The following is a 12,618-nucleotide window of genomic DNA, read 5'->3' as shown; positions in this document are numbered from 1 at the left end:
TGCAATGTCCGCCATGACGACCTCCGTGCAGATAGGCGCCCTTGCCCCGCTGTCCCGGCCCGGGTGGGTGGAGGCGGGCCGGCACCTGCTCGCCGGGCTGGAGTCGGCCACGCGGGAGGTCAACTCCGGTGGCGGGATCGGCGGGCGGCCGCTGGAACTCCTCGTCCGGGACACGGCGGCCGATCCGCGGCGGGCGGTGGCGGCCGTGGACGAGCTGGCCGGCCTCGGCGTGCCCGCCATCGCCGGGGAGTACCACAGCGTCGTCGCCCAGGCCGTCGCCGCCCGGGCGGACGTGCTCGGCCTGCCGTACCTCTGTTCCTCGGCGGTGCTCAGCGCGCTCACCGAGCGGCCCTCGGAGTGGGTCGCCCGCATCTGCCCGGCGCAGGCGCACGGTTGGCGCCGCTACGGGGACTTCCTCCTCGGCGCGGGGCAGCGCCGGATCGCCGTCGCGATCCAGCCGAACGTCTACTGGACCTCCGGCACCGGCATCCTGCGCGAACACCTCGCCCCCCACGGCGCCACCCTCGTCGAACTCGACCTGACCGCGCTCTCCCCCACCGCCGTCGCCGACGAACTCGCCCGCCACGGCGCGACCGCGCTCCTCCTCCTGGCCGGCGCCCCGGATACGGCGGGGGCCGTCGTCGAGGCCGTCCGCAAGGACCCGCGCCTGGCCGGGGTCCTGATCGGCGCCCCGGCGGGGCAGCCGGAGTTCGCCGAATGGGCGCAGCCGCTGGGCGACGGCGGATCGGCGGTCCCGTTCCTGCGCTACCTGCCCGAGCACCTCGGCCCGCTCGGCACCCGGGTGCGCACGGCCCTGCGCCAAGGGCTGGGCACCGAGCCCTCCTTCGTCGCCTTCGAGGGCTACGACACCGTCATCGTCCTCGCCGAGGTCCTGCGCTCGGCCGGCACCGACCGGGCGCGCATCGCCGAAGCCTGGCCGCGCGTCGACGTCGAGGGCACCCGCGGGCGGATCCGCTTCTCCCGCACCCCGGACAGCAGCACCTGGCAGTGGGCCTGGCCACCCGTCCAGGTCGCCGACCGCGACCCGGCGGCCCCCGAGCGCTTCCGCGTCCTCCACACCGGCTGAACGGGCCCCTGGCGTGGGAAGTCGGCCCGGCCGACTTCCCACGCGGCCACCACTGGGGTCTTTCGTGCCACTGCGGGCCGTGGCCGATGCGAAGGGCCTGATGTGACAAGCCCGAGCGGGCGCGGAACGTCTCGCGGAAAACCCTTCGAGGACACCACCACCGACCCGCCATCCTGGTCGGATGCTGCTCAAACTGACCGGCTCCAGCTGTTCGGGCAAGACCACGCTCGCCCACGCCGTGGGCGAGCGGCTGGAGCGGGTCGCCGTGCACGACGTCGACGAGCTCGGCGTGCCGGAAGGCGCCGACCGCCGGTGGCGCAACCGTACGACCGAGAGGTGGGTGCGTCGCGCGCTGGAGTACCAGGACCGCGGCGTCGACCTCCTGCTGACCGGGCAGTCCCCGATGGGAGAGGTCCTGGCCAGCCCTTCCGCCCCGCTGCTGGACGGAATCGCCTTGTGTCTGGTCGACGTGTCCGACGAGGTCCGGCGCGACAGGCTCACCCTGCGCGACCCGGGCCGGTGGGACGCTCCGGCGGTTGACGCCTTCCTCGGCTGGGCCGCCTGGCACCGCCGGCACGCCGAGGATCCCCGATACCGGCCCGACGTCATCGTCGACGACAGCTGGCACCGCATGGCCTGGCACCGCTGGACCGGGTGGACGGCCGACGACCGGCGATGGCGCACCCACCCGCTCGACACCACGGACCGGCCCGTCGCGGAATCCGTGGACCAGGTTGAGCAGTGGGTGACCGAACAGCGCGACGCGCTCCGATCCGGCTGTCTCCCCCTGCGGCGGGGCTGGCCAGACCGGACAGCCGCCCGAGCCGGCCACGATTCTTGATCCACTTTCGCAACAGACCCTGGTTCGGCCTCTATGCTCGGCCGGTGGATGAGATCCGGCTCGGGCTCGGGCGACGCGACCTGCTGCGCAACAGGTGGACGATCGTCGGCATGAGCGTGCTCTGGGGTGGAGCGGCCGCCGCGTGCTGGTGGCTCCCGGGAACCAGGACCGGCAACCGGCCCGATCCGGACCGCGGCGCGTTCGTGATCGGGATCGCGGTCCTCTGGCTGCTCATCGTGCTGCGGATGGTCAATCAGGCCGTCGGCACCACCCGCCTGACCCCTGACCACGTCCACCTGCGCGGCCTCGTCATGAGGCGGTCGATCCCGTGGGCGGAGATCACCCGCTTCGAGGAGCGGCGCCGAAGTACGCCTCGCGCCGGCCCGTACTGGCAGGTCCGGTTGCACCGGGCGAACGGCCGCCCGCTCACCATGCCCGGCTTCCACACCAGCGGCCGGCGCGACCACGCGTTCGCCGAGAACCTCCGCAGGCTGAACGGCTACCGGGCGTCGGTCACGGACGCCGTGCGGCCTCCCCGCTCCTGACCTCTCAGTGGTCGATGCCGAGGTACAGGATGGTGGCCCGACGGTCGGAGACCAGCAGCAGGCGGCGCCACCAGATCACCTTCGGGTACGGGCCTGGGACCGGTCCGCAGCTGCGGACCGGTCCCAGGTGCGCCTCGATGAGGTCGGCGAGGCCGTCGGCGGCCTCGCCCGTGCGCCGGATCTCCTCGGGGGTGCGCAACGGGGGCACCGCGGAGCCGAACCGCCGGGCGGGCTGCATGTATCCCTCGGTGACGTCGTGGCGCAGGATGTCCCGCCAGGCGTCGGCCTGCTCGTACGGCCGGACCGGTAGGGCGAGCCGGCATCCGCCGGGCACCGCGTCGTAGACGGCCTGGGCGATCTCCCGCAGCCCGTCCTGGCCGGGTGCCGCCCCGGCCGCCGGGACCGGGACGGGGACCACCGGGTACAGCTCGATCATGGCGACGTGGTTGCCGTCGTCGAGCAGGTCCTCGAGCCGCTCGGCGGCGGCCGTCACCGCGCCCAGGGTGTCGGTCGGGTTCGGCACGGTACGTCGGGGTCCTCTCGTGCGGGTGTGCGGGGCGGGCCTCATCGTGGCCGGTCGGGCGCGTGCGGGCAACGGGTTTCCCCGCCCGGCGGGGCCGGGCGCGGGCTCAGCCCCCGTGGGAAGTCGGCCGGTCCGACGTCCCACGCAACAGGTCTAGTCGGCGCGGCCGGACACGGCGACGGCCGTGCCCAGCCCGATCATCGCCAGCCCGCCGGTGCCGCCGATCAGGGACATCCGCCTCGGTGACCGGCCGAACCAGGTGCGCGCGGCCGAGGCCGTCAGCCCCCACAGGCCGTCGGAGATGAGGGCCAGCACCGCGCCCGCCAGTCCGAGCAGCAGCATCTGGGCGCTGACGTGGCCGGCCTCCCGGTCGACGAACTGCGGCAGCATCGCCGTGAGGAAGACGACGCTCTTCGGGTTCGTCACCCCGACGGTGAAGCCGGCCCACACCGAGCCCCCGCGACGCGACGGCGCCGAGGCGAAACTGACCGCCTGCGCGCGGTTCCTCCAGCTCGCCCGCAGGGCCTTCACGCCGAGGAGGACGAGGTAGGCGGCCCCGGCCAGCTTGACCGTCTCGAAGACCACGACCGAGCGCTCGACCACCGCGCCGACGCCCAGGGCGACCGCGACGACCAGCGCGTAGCCGCCGAGCGCGTTGCCCAGCACCGAGGCCAGCGCGGTGCGGCGCCCGTGGGCCAGGGCCCGCCCGATGACGAACAGCACGCTCGGCCCCGGGATCGCGGACAGCAGCAGGGACGTGGAGCAGAAGGCGATGAGTTGATGAGAGCTGATCACGCCCGGGATCCTCCCCCGCGCCCGCACACGGGCACCAGAGCGACTTTCGGCCTAGGACCCGGCGGTTGGACAGGGGTCGGCGGTTGGACGGGGGGTCAGTAGTAGCCCTTGGTGCCGTCGAGGAGTTCGCGGACGATGTCGGCGTGGCCCGCGTGGCGGCCGGTCTCCTCGACGAGGTGGATCAGCATCCAGCGCAGGTTGGCGCCGGCGGAGTGGAAGCCGGTGTGGCGGCCCACGTCGTCCAGGGAGGCCGCGGCGACGATCTCGTTGCTGCGGGCGCACTGGGCCTCGTACTCGGCGAGGAGTTCGGCCAGGGGGCGGCCGCCGGTGTGCCAGTCGGCGCCCTCGGTCGACTCGTCGCAGGCGGGGTTCTGCTTCTCGTCGCCGCCGAGGAAGAGCACCTCCAGCCAGATGTGCTCGGTCCAGCGCATGTGGGAGACGAGCCCGGCCATCGTCATCGCCGGCGAGGTGGGGATGACCGGGCGGTGCGCGTCCTCCTCGCTCAGCCCCTTGCACTTCCAGCGCAGGATCTGCCGTTGCAGGTCCAGCCAGCCGATGAGCGCGGTGCGTTCGTCCGCTCGGAGCGGGGGGCGTTGCAGTTCGGGTGCCATGGCGGCGCAGGATACCCCGGGCGGCCGGGCGGGGGCACGCGGTTTTCCGGGCCGCCCGTCAGAGCGCCGCCCGTCAGAGGGTGTCGAGCCAGCGGTACGGGCGCGGAAGCGGGCGCCGCCGCTCGCCGAGGGGAGGGGCGAGCGACGGCGTGTTCGGGGCCGGCCGGGTTCGACGCCGGGCCGGACAGCCCGGCTAGTAGAACAGGACGGAGAGACGGGCCGTGGTCGGGGCGACGTCGCAGAAGTAGGTGACCGCCTCCCCGCTGGTCACGTAGGCCCGGCCGGCGGCGTCGCACGCGGCGCCGCTCGGGTACATGCCGATGTAGGTGTAGCCGGTGGTCCTGGTGGTGGACGCCTGGGCGGCGGGGGCGGCCGCCAGGCCGCCGGCGACCGTCAGCAGTCCGGCCAGGGCCACGGTGGAAACCGCTCTGCGCAGTGCCATGTCGGTGTCTTCCCTCCTCGGGCGGGAACACCGGATTCCGCGTCCCGGCGTTCGGCTGCGAGCCTTCCGGAATCCGGGATTCGAGGCAATGGTAGAGACCAATTGTGGCATCAAGCTGTCGGTCGCCCGCGGCCCGCCGCGGCCCGCCCGACACCGCCCCCGTGGCACGCTCCCGGCCCCGCCGCGGCGGCGGGGCCGGGTCACCGCCGGACGGTCAGACGTAGATCTCGTTGGTGCAGTCGGTCCACCACGGGCTGGCGTGGGGAATGCCGAGCCACTTGGTGCCGCAGATCTTGATGCTGTGGACCTGCTGGTACTTGACGGCGGTGGCCTTGCCCGCGTCCGCCCGCTGTTCGCCGCGGTCGTGGCCGAAGTTGTCCGTGACGCGGACGGTGGCCGTGTAGTAGGTGCCGCTGCCCGTGTAGATCCAGACCCAGCCGTCGGAGCAGTTGTCCACCTGGACCTGGATGTTGTCGACCTTGTAGTACTTGGTGCAGCCGGCCGTGGCGGAGGTGCCCGCCGTGGCCGGGGCGGCCGATACGGCGGTCAGCGCGGCCACGGTGAGGCCGAGGACTGCGGCCGTCCTCGCCAGCTTGCCGGACGTGTTGTTCATGGGTGACGACTCCCCTGGTGCGGTTCCTGTGGGTCTGCTCTGCGAGCGCCTCCACTGTCCCGTTGCCGTCACGTGCGCGGCATCAGTCATGTGACTGCTCTGCGGCGCGCACAGGCGCGTACATGTGACGGTCAGCCGGTCGTCCCCGCGCTCAGCCGTTGCGGGTGAAGGTGCCCAGGCCGTCGTGGTCGAGCTGCTCGACGACCACCTTCGACGCCCGCCCGTCCGCACCGACGGTGAACGTCACGCCGGAGCGGCCGACCGCGTTCTCGCCCCTGGTCTGGAAGCTGAACACGTCGCCGCTGTAAGGCTGGAGCGGGAACTGGCGGTTGTCCGGGCCCAGGGTCATCACCAGGCCTCCGCCGTTGCCGGTGCCGACCGTCAACGGGCCGTAGTGGCCGTTGGCGTAGGTGCCGACGTAGGCCGCGTCGGGCTTGGCGGGGGCGGCGCCGGCCGGGGGCTTGGTGTAGTCGGTCGGGGAGACGCCGGTCAGCGCGGCGGCGGGGACGACCTTGCCGAGGAAGCCCAGCCAGTCGACGGTCTCGTGGCCCACCTCGGCGAGGTCGAAGAACTCCTCCCCCACGGCCTCCGGCAGGCCGGTCGGCTGGCCGTTGGTCAGCACGACGATGCCCAGCTGCTCGGCGGGCAGCAGGGTGACGACGGTGGAGGCGCCCAGTTCGAAGGCGCCGGAGTGGTTGAGCCGCAGCCGGCCGCCGCTGTCACGGCCGACGTTCCAGCCCAGGCCGTACTGGCCGGGATTGCCGGCGGGCGAGGACGGCGGGTTGGAGAGGCTGTGCGGGATCCAGGTCTCGCCCAGGGCGGCCTTGTCGATGACCTGCCGGCCCTCGTAGCCGCCGTTCGCGAGCTGCAGGCGCATCCAGCGGGCGAGGTCCTGCACGGTGGAGGAGACACCGCCGGCCGGGGACTGCGGGTCGGCGTCGTTGGTGGTGCTGACCTGCCAGCCGCTGCCGTCGGCGGTGCGCACGTGCGGCACGGCCTTGTTCGCGGCGCTGTCGTAGGCGGAGCGCAGGGAGCTCGTGGAGGTCATGCCGAGCGGCTTGTAGAGGGTGTCGGCGGCGAGGGCCTCCCAGGCGACGCCCTTGGCCTTGGCGACGGCCACGGCCGCCTCGGTCAGGCCGTAGTTGGTGTAGGCGTAGCTGGCGCGGAAGGGGGCGAGGGGCTGGTCGCGCAGGTGCTGGAGGATGTAGTCGCGCGGGTAGCCGAGGTCCTCCAGGAGGTCGCCGGCGTGGTCGGGCAGGCCGCTGCGGTGGGAGAAGAGGTCGGCGATCGTGACGTGGCTGCCGACCCAGGGGTCGGCGAGGGTGAAGCCGGGGTCGTGGGCGGTGACCGGGTCGTCCCATTTGACGGTCTTCTGGCCGACGGCGCCGGCGACGACCGTGGAGGCGATCGGCTTGGAGACGGAGGCGAGCTGGAAGACCGTGTCGGGGGTGACGGCGTCCGGCCTGCCGAGCTGGCGTACGCCGAAGCCCTTGGCGTGGACGACCTTGTCCTTGTAGACGACGGCCAGGGCCAGGCCGGGCACGCCGGTGGTGCGCATGGCGTCCTGGACGTAGGCGTCGATCCGGTCGACGGCGGAGTTCACCTGCTGCTCGGTGAGTTGGGGCGAGGGCTGCGGCGGCGCGGTGGCGGGGGCGGTGGAGGCGGGGCTGGTGGGCGCGGCCTCGGGACCGGTGGCGGCGGAGGTGCACCCGGCGAGCAGCGCACCGGCCAGCAGTGGTGCGGCGATGCTTCGTCCCTGCCGGGCAACGGTGCGGCGGTGCATCTGGGTCCTCCCTCGTCCGGGCGGGCGCGGCCGTCCGCCCCACCGCGCGAGTATTCGACGCGCCGCGACGCCCCGGGCGGGCGCCGCGCGCCGCCCGGGCCCGATTCCACCCGTCCGGCGGCGGCCATGGGGCGGCGCGGCGTCGGCCCGGGGGCGGGGGGCCGGGGGCCGGGGGGTCGTGGACCGCGGGGGTCGTACGGGGCACGCGCTCCGAGGGGTGATCCGGGGGCGTTTGCCCGCACCGAACGTGATCACGCTGGTACGTTCCGCCCATGGACTTCATGAGCATTGCGAACTCGTTCGTCCCGCACTACTACAACACCTTCGACGGTGGCGACGGCGTCCGCAAGAACCTGCTGAGCCTCTACCGGCCCGAGTCGATGGCGACCTGGGAGGGCCAGCAGCTCCAGGGGGCGTCGAACATCGTCGCGAAGCTGACCGGTCCCGAACTGGCCGTCGTGAAGCACCAGGTGCAGAGCATCGACGCGCAGCCCTCGCCCGGCGGCGGGGTCCTGGTGGTCGTGACCGGCGTGCTCGCCGTCGACAACGCCTTCGACAAGGCGATGCGTTTCTCGGAGACCTTCAACCTGCAGCCGATCCCCGGCCAGGCGGGCGGCTACTTCGTCTACAACCAGGTCTTCCGGCTGCTCCTCGGCTGAACCCCTCCCCCGGTGCTGCGGCTGCGCGAACTGGCCGACGGCGACGCCGAGTCGGTGCGCCGGGTGTACGGCGGCGGCGCGGCGGCGGACGTGTGGTTCGGCGCGATGACCGCCGACCAGGCCCTCGCCTACGTGCGCGAGGCCGCCCGCGACCCGGTGCTGCTGGTGCGCGGGATCGAGGTGGACGGGGAGCTGGTCGGCGTCGTGCGGCTCGACCGGGCGAGCGGGCAACTGAGCTACCTGGTACGCGAGGACGCCCGGGGCAACGGCCACGCCACCGCCGCCGTACGGGAGTTGCTCGCGCGGGTGCGGCCGGCCGAGGAGCAGAAGGTGGTCGCCGTGCAGCGGGTGGCGAACGCGGCCTCGGGCCGGGTCCTCGCCAAGGCGGGGCTGGTGCCGGTCCGTACGGCGGGCGGGTACGTGCACTGGGAGCTTCCGGTCCGGGAGGCCCGGTGAACCGGCCCGCCGGAAGGGGCCGTTGACCGGGTCGGGGCGCGGCCGCGTACCCCCGCGCCGTTCCACGACCCCGGAGGACTCCGTGTCCGCTGCCCCCCGCTCCGTCACGGCGACCGGCCTGCTGGTCGCCGCCGGGCCGCTGTCCGCCGTCGGCGAGCGCGTCAAGACCCTCGGCACCCCGGACCGCGACGACTGGACCGCCTTCTAGCCGCACTCCGAGGGGAACCGGAAGTCCGTGTCCGAAGTCATGTCCGATGTGAACTCCGACGCCACCCAGAACGAAACCCGGAACGAGACCCGGGACGAGACCCGGGGCGCCTCCGTCCCGGCCCGCCGTCAGATCGACCGCAGAAGGCTGCTGCTGAGCGCCGCCGGGGGCCTCGGCGCGCTCGCCGTCACCGGCGGGGTCGGCTGGTGGGTACGCCGGCCGCAGGCGCGCGGGCCCCGGCTGTGGAGCGCGGCCGACCTCGGCGGGCGGGTCGTCCTGCCCGCCGGGGCGCAGCGCGGCCTGTTCGCCTCGGGGTACGACGGCCGGGTGCGGGCGCTCGATCCGGGGACGGGGGCGGTGCGGTGGAGCCGGGAGGTGCGGGCGGCCGCGCCGGTGGACCAGCTGGGGGTGTGGCAGCTGGACTCCTCCGGCGGGTGGCCGGTGGCCGCGGGGGACGGCGTGGTGTGCGTGGTGTCCACGAGCCATGTGCAGGTCTTCGACGCGGCCTCGGGTGAGCCGCGGTGGGAGGTGGCGCTGCCGCAGGGGGCGGATTCGGGGTGGAAGCAGGGCCCGGTCGTCGGCGGTGGCGCGGTGTTCGCGGTCCACGGGTCGGCGCTGCGCTGCTACGACGCGGCGAGCGGCGCCCTGCGCTGGAGCGGCGAGGGTGCCGTCGGTGCCGTGGGTGATCCGGACGCCTCGGGCGTCTCGGACGTCTCGGACGCCTCGGGTGTCTCGGGCGTTCTGGCGCTGGACGGGGACACGGTGTACGCGGCCGGGCAGCGCGGCGGGCTGCTGGCCTTCGACGCGCGCGGCGGTGAACGGCGCTGGGCGCAGCGGACGGTCGGCGTCCTCGACACCCCGCCCGTGGTGGAGCGCGGTGTCGTCCACGTCCTGGAGAACGGTCCGACGCCGGGCTCGGCGCGGGTCTTCGCGCTGGACGCGGCCACCGGGCGGGTGGTGTGGCAGCGCGGGCACCTGCCGGTGGCGGGGCCGCTGTCGGTCGCGGACCGGGCGGTGTGCCTGCTCAGCGGGGGCCGGCTGATGGCGCTGGACGCGGACACCGGCGAGACGCGGTGGACGGCGGAGGTGGCCGTCGGCCTGGGGCGCGGGGTGAGTTCGATGACCGCGGCGGACGGCGCGGTGTACGTGGGGACCAACGACGACCGGCTGTTCGCGTTCGACCTCGCGTCGGGCCTGCCACGCTGGCGGGACGAGCCGGAGCGGCTGAGGGAGGACACCGAGTTCACCCGGGTGTTCCTGGCGGCCTCCGGGTCGGCGGTCTTCCGGGGCAGCCGCAGCGGTCTGCGCGCGCTGGGGGCGCCGCCGTCGGCCTGACGGGGCGGCGTCTGACGAACGGGAGTGGGAAGTCGGCCGGCCCGACTTCCCACTCCCGTTCGTCGGCCGTCCTCCGGCCCGGCGATGCGGACGGGGAATACGGAGCGTGGAAATCCGCTGGTCACGGGGGTGGCCGGCGGGTCCGCCCGGCCCGCCGGCCCTTGCTAGGATCCACCGCGCCCGACAGTGGATCAAGGAGAGCCGGCAGTGGACCAGGCACGGATGGAGCTGGCGTACGCGCCGACCGCGGAGGACTTCCGCGAGGCGATGGCCGCTCAGGCCCGGCACACCTCGCTGGGCCGGCTGTCCCGGGTGGTGGTGTGGGTGCCGGCCGTCGTCGCCGTGCTCGGCTGCGCCGCGACGGCGATGACCGGCGGGGTCGGCGCCTCGGACGCCGTGCTGGTGGCCGTCCTGGCGGCGCTGGCCCTGCTCGCGCCGCGCTACCAGGTGTCCGCGGCGAGCCGGCGGGCGCGGCGGCGCGGCGGGGAGTACCGCGCGGTGGTGGACGTCACCGGGGTGAGCGTCACCGACGCGCGCGGCACCCGGGCCCTGGGCTGGGAGCGGGTGCCGCGCTCCCTGGAGACGGAGCGCCTGTTCGTGGTGCTCGACCGCAGCGGCAACTGCTTCCTCGTGCTGCCCAAGCGCGGCACCTCCTCCCCCGACGCGCTGCGGGCCCTGATCGCCCGGCACACGACGCCCGTCGTCCCGGCCGCCGCGGCGGCCCGCGCGGGGTAGCGCGGACGCCCGCTCAGGCGGCCGCCAGGACGGAGCCGAGGGTGGCCGCGCTGAGCACGAGCATGCCGGTGGCGTTGAGGAAGAGGTTGCGTCCCAGGTCGCGGGCGCGGATGTGCATGGCGACGGCGGTGAGGAAGTAGCAGACCACGGCGGCGCAGGTCAGCACCGCCAGCGGGGTGAACCGGATGCCCGCGAGAAGTCCCGCCGCTGTCACGGTCTTCAGCGCCGGCAGCAGCGGCCACCAGCGCCGAGGGAACCCGACGTCGCTCAGGCAGTCGCGGATGAAGCCGAGCGGCTTGAGGCACATCGCGGCGTCCGCGAGGTGGATGACGGCGAGGGCGGCCAGCGGCCACCAGGGCTGGATCACAGGAGCTCCTTCGAACGGTTCGCCCCGCGTGGTCGCGACGGGGTGCGCCTGAAGGACCGGACGGCGCCGCGATCCGTGACATCGCCCCGGCGCGGCTGTCGATGCTCACCGACGGCAAGGTGCCCACCGACCGCATCGGGCCGCACACGGACCTGCTGCCCGCCTTCCCGTACCTGGGCCACCCGCACTGATCCCCGCCCGCAACGGGATCACTCCGGGCGCCCGGGGCAAGCAGGCGCGCCCCTGTCGGATGTCAGGGACCGCCGCCGGCTTCGCGTTCCTAGGCTGACGGGCACCGGAGCGGCGGACCGCCGGGTCCGCCCCGCACCAGCCAAGGGAGTACCACCCCATGCGCAGGATCACCCACGCCCTGGCCGCCCTCGGCCTCGCCACCGCCGCCCTGACCGCGATGGGCACCGGCAGCGCCGGCGCCGCCGACGGCTCCTGGGCGAACTGCCCGTCCGGCGCGGTCTGCATCTACCCGCAGAACCAGGACCCGGCCGTCTCCCCCACCGACGTGTACTACAGCTACGGCGCCCACAACCTGAGCAACCAGTACGGCAACCACTGGGTGCTCAACAACCAGACCGGCGGCGCGCACGCGCACCTGTGCCGGGGCTCGGGCGGCCGGGACTGCGTGTACGACATCCCGGCCCAGAACGGCGTCTACTACGACCTGGGGCCGATCAACTCGATCACCCTCGACCGTCCCTGACGTTCCGTCACCGGATGCCGGGGTGCCCGCCGCGCGGGGGGAGCGGCGGGCACCCCCCTTTTCGCGTCCCCCCGGGGAGTTACCGTGGCAGGCGCACCCGTCCTCCACGTGCGGTCGGTCTCCAAGTGTTTCGGGGGCCCGCGCACACCCACGAGACCCGGAGAAGCGCGTGAGCGTCGACCTGCGCCACCACACCGCCCTGACCCCGGCCGTGCGCCGGGACCTGCTGGACGTCTACACCGACGTGCGCGCCCCGCTGCTGCACCTGCCGAACTACGGCGTCGCCGCGTTCACCGAACGCCTGGAGCAGCACACCGCCGACCCCGGCTTCGAGCTCGTCCTCGGCTACCACGGCGAGGTGGCGGTCGGGTACGCCTACGGCAACAGTGTCGGCGCCGGCGACCGGTACTGGCGGCGGATGGCCGAGCCGCTGCCCGACGGGTTCACCGACGCCCCGGTCCTGGCGGTCAAGGAGATCGGCGTCCGCGCGCCCTGGCGCGGCACCGGGACCGCCCGCCGCATCCACGACGCGCTGCTGGCCCACCGCAGCGAGGAACGCGCCGTGCTGATGGTGAACCCGCTCGCCGGGGACGGGAAGGTCCGGCGGCTCTACGAGGCCTGGGGCTACCGGGAGTTCAACGCCCAGGACGCCACCGCGCAGTCCCCCCGGCTGGCCGTGATGATCCGTCCGGCCCGCTGAACCCCCGGCTCCCCCGCGTGAGAAGTCGGGCCCGTCGACTTCCCGTGCGGGCCGTCCGGGCGGACACGGCGCGGGCCGTCCGGACGGACACGGCGCGGACACGGGGCGCACGGGCCGTGCGCCGTTGACGGCCGCGCCGGGCCCGCCTACAACGGAGCACAGGCCCACCGGGGGCACCCCCGAGAGATCCCGAGGAGCAAGGC

Annotated in this window: 17 protein-coding genes; 10 read left to right on the top strand and 7 right to left on the bottom strand. The window is 74.3% G+C overall.

Annotated features, from left to right (window positions below):
- Positions 1-13: 13 nt before the first annotated feature.
- The 3 genes from ACYP53_RS41570 to ACYP53_RS41560 all read left to right on the top strand — a co-directional run bounded on the left by ACYP53_RS41570 (position 14) and on the right by ACYP53_RS41560 (position 2,473).
- Positions 14-1,087, top strand: coding sequence for an ABC transporter substrate-binding protein (locus tag ACYP53_RS41570; protein ID WP_459651275.1), 1,074 nt, complete (start codon positions 14-16; stop codon positions 1,085-1,087).
- A gap of 181 nt (positions 1,088-1,268) precedes the next feature.
- Positions 1,269-1,928, top strand: a complete 660-nt coding sequence (locus tag ACYP53_RS41565; RefSeq protein ID WP_459651274.1) for a DEAD/DEAH box helicase family protein — start codon at positions 1,269-1,271, stop codon at positions 1,926-1,928.
- 44 nt (positions 1,929-1,972) lie between these two features.
- Positions 1,973-2,473 carry a PH domain-containing protein gene (locus ACYP53_RS41560; RefSeq protein ID WP_459651273.1) on the top strand — a complete coding sequence of 167 codons (501 nt, stop codon included), beginning with the start codon at positions 1,973-1,975 and terminating at the stop codon, positions 2,471-2,473.
- Positions 2,474-2,477: 4 nt separating this feature from the next.
- On the opposite strand, the gene ACYP53_RS41555 is transcribed toward ACYP53_RS41560, so the two are convergent.
- The 6 genes from ACYP53_RS41555 to ACYP53_RS41530 all read right to left on the bottom strand — a co-directional run bounded on the left by ACYP53_RS41555 (position 2,478) and on the right by ACYP53_RS41530 (position 7,240).
- Positions 2,478-2,996, bottom strand: coding sequence for a hypothetical protein (locus ACYP53_RS41555; protein WP_459651272.1), 519 nt, complete (start codon positions 2,994-2,996; stop codon positions 2,478-2,480).
- Positions 2,997-3,149: 153 nt separating this feature from the next.
- Positions 3,150-3,800: a LysE family translocator gene (locus ACYP53_RS41550; protein WP_459651377.1), complete on the bottom strand. Its 651-nt coding sequence runs from the start codon at positions 3,798-3,800 to the stop codon at positions 3,150-3,152.
- 86 nt (positions 3,801-3,886) lie between these two features.
- Positions 3,887-4,402, bottom strand: coding sequence for a DinB family protein (locus ACYP53_RS41545; protein ID WP_459651271.1), 516 nt, complete (start codon positions 4,400-4,402; stop codon positions 3,887-3,889).
- Positions 4,403-4,595: 193 nt separating this feature from the next.
- Positions 4,596-4,844 carry a hypothetical protein gene (locus ACYP53_RS41540; RefSeq protein ID WP_189924186.1) on the bottom strand — a complete coding sequence of 83 codons (249 nt, stop codon included), beginning with the start codon at positions 4,842-4,844 and terminating at the stop codon, positions 4,596-4,598.
- A gap of 214 nt (positions 4,845-5,058) precedes the next feature.
- Positions 5,059-5,457 (bottom strand): hypothetical protein, encoded by a 399-nt coding sequence (locus tag ACYP53_RS41535; protein WP_459651270.1) that lies wholly within the window; start codon positions 5,455-5,457, stop codon positions 5,059-5,061.
- Between the two features lie 151 nt (positions 5,458-5,608).
- The gene (locus ACYP53_RS41530) at positions 5,609-7,240 is read right to left on the bottom strand and encodes a serine hydrolase (RefSeq protein ID WP_459651269.1); all 1,632 of its coding nucleotides are present in this window, start codon (positions 7,238-7,240) and stop codon (positions 5,609-5,611) included.
- Between the two features lie 281 nt (positions 7,241-7,521).
- Here ACYP53_RS41530 and ACYP53_RS41525 point away from each other — a divergent pair, with 281 nt between their 5' ends.
- The 5 genes from ACYP53_RS41525 to ACYP53_RS41505 all read left to right on the top strand — a co-directional run bounded on the left by ACYP53_RS41525 (position 7,522) and on the right by ACYP53_RS41505 (position 10,633).
- Positions 7,522-7,899 (top strand): nuclear transport factor 2 family protein, encoded by a 378-nt coding sequence (locus tag ACYP53_RS41525; protein ID WP_459651268.1) that lies wholly within the window; start codon positions 7,522-7,524, stop codon positions 7,897-7,899.
- A 12-nt stretch (positions 7,900-7,911) separates the two neighbouring features.
- Positions 7,912-8,355: a GNAT family N-acetyltransferase gene (locus tag ACYP53_RS41520; RefSeq protein WP_189924178.1), complete on the top strand. Its 444-nt coding sequence runs from the start codon at positions 7,912-7,914 to the stop codon at positions 8,353-8,355.
- 82 nt (positions 8,356-8,437) lie between these two features.
- A complete protein-coding gene (locus tag ACYP53_RS41515) occupies positions 8,438-8,563 on the top strand; it encodes a hypothetical protein (RefSeq protein ID WP_268256659.1) in 126 nt (41 codons plus the stop codon).
- A 27-nt stretch (positions 8,564-8,590) separates the two neighbouring features.
- Entirely contained in the window at positions 8,591-9,898 is a 1,308-nt protein-coding gene (locus tag ACYP53_RS41510) for an outer membrane protein assembly factor BamB family protein (RefSeq protein WP_459651267.1), read from the top strand.
- Between the two features lie 207 nt (positions 9,899-10,105).
- Positions 10,106-10,633 (top strand): hypothetical protein, encoded by a 528-nt coding sequence (locus ACYP53_RS41505; protein WP_459651266.1) that lies wholly within the window; start codon positions 10,106-10,108, stop codon positions 10,631-10,633.
- A gap of 13 nt (positions 10,634-10,646) precedes the next feature.
- Here the strand turns inward: ACYP53_RS41505 and ACYP53_RS41500 are convergent, their stop codons facing one another.
- Positions 10,647-11,000 (bottom strand): DoxX family protein, encoded by a 354-nt coding sequence (locus ACYP53_RS41500; RefSeq protein ID WP_459651265.1) that lies wholly within the window; start codon positions 10,998-11,000, stop codon positions 10,647-10,649.
- 349 nt (positions 11,001-11,349) lie between these two features.
- On the opposite strand from ACYP53_RS41500, the gene ACYP53_RS41495 reads away from it, so the two are divergent.
- Positions 11,350-11,715 (top strand): hypothetical protein, encoded by a 366-nt coding sequence (locus tag ACYP53_RS41495; protein ID WP_459651264.1) that lies wholly within the window; start codon positions 11,350-11,352, stop codon positions 11,713-11,715.
- Positions 11,716-11,884: 169 nt separating this feature from the next.
- Entirely contained in the window at positions 11,885-12,415 is a 531-nt protein-coding gene (locus ACYP53_RS41490; protein ID WP_459651263.1) for a GNAT family N-acetyltransferase, read from the top strand.
- Positions 12,416-12,618: the final 203 nt, after the last annotated feature.

The organism is Kitasatospora sp. Ki12 (genome assembly GCF_054601375.1).
The sequence above is the reverse complement of the archived record's forward strand: the minus strand, read 5'-3'. Positions and strand labels throughout refer to the sequence as shown.

What these genes read in the sequence shown, in the direction of transcription:
- ACYP53_RS41570 (WP_459651275.1), top strand. Translation starts at nt 14, where the DNA reads ATGACGACCTCCGTGCAGATAGGCGCCCTTGCCCCGCTGTCCCGGCCC.
- ACYP53_RS41535 (WP_459651270.1), bottom strand. Translation starts at nt 5,457, where the DNA reads ATGAACAACACGTCCGGCAAGCTGGCGAGGACGGCCGCAGTCCTCGGC.
- ACYP53_RS41495 (WP_459651264.1), top strand. Translation starts at nt 11,350, where the DNA reads ATGCGCAGGATCACCCACGCCCTGGCCGCCCTCGGCCTCGCCACCGCC.
- ACYP53_RS41545 (WP_459651271.1), bottom strand. Translation starts at nt 4,402, where the DNA reads ATGGCACCCGAACTGCAACGCCCCCCGCTCCGAGCGGACGAACGCACC.
- ACYP53_RS41530 (WP_459651269.1), bottom strand. Translation starts at nt 7,240, where the DNA reads ATGCACCGCCGCACCGTTGCCCGGCAGGGACGAAGCATCGCCGCACCA.
- ACYP53_RS41525 (WP_459651268.1), top strand. Translation starts at nt 7,522, where the DNA reads ATGAGCATTGCGAACTCGTTCGTCCCGCACTACTACAACACCTTCGAC.
- ACYP53_RS41565 (WP_459651274.1), top strand. Translation starts at nt 1,269, where the DNA reads ATGCTGCTCAAACTGACCGGCTCCAGCTGTTCGGGCAAGACCACGCTC.
- ACYP53_RS41540 (WP_189924186.1), bottom strand. Translation starts at nt 4,844, where the DNA reads ATGGCACTGCGCAGAGCGGTTTCCACCGTGGCCCTGGCCGGACTGCTG.